The following is a 352-nucleotide window of genomic DNA, read 5'->3' on the forward strand; positions in this document are numbered from 1 at the left end:
CCCGTATGTAAGGAAATCACGAATATGTATTTTTTTCAAGAGTTTTATGAAGTTTAGTTAAATATATAAATATTTATGCTATGTATTTTCGAAATAAATTAACTGCAGAAGATAAGCGTGCCCTGGATAAATTAGTACTGCTCGCCCCGCAACAATAAGAAGCGGAATCGGCTTATAAATACGATTAGCAACAGCATTAGTAGCAAACTGAAGCTCCAAAGTAAAAGGAACAGCCAAAACCAAAGACGTAGTCTTAAGCATGCCAATAGTTTCATTACCCAAAGGCGGAATAATAATACGCATAGCTTGAGGCAAAATAATACGACGCATCATCAAAGACCTACCCATACCC

The 352-nt window shown here is 36.4% G+C and carries 1 pseudogene; it reads right to left on the minus strand.

The features are described from left to right. Window positions 1-78: 78 nt before the first annotated feature. A pseudogene (locus tag BFS05_RS06645) lies at window positions 79-352 on the minus strand (amino acid ABC transporter permease); the annotation flags it as partial.

Source organism: Gardnerella coleohominis (genome assembly GCF_002896555.1).
Classification (GTDB): domain Bacteria; phylum Actinomycetota; class Actinomycetes; order Actinomycetales; family Bifidobacteriaceae; genus Bifidobacterium; species Bifidobacterium vaginale_F.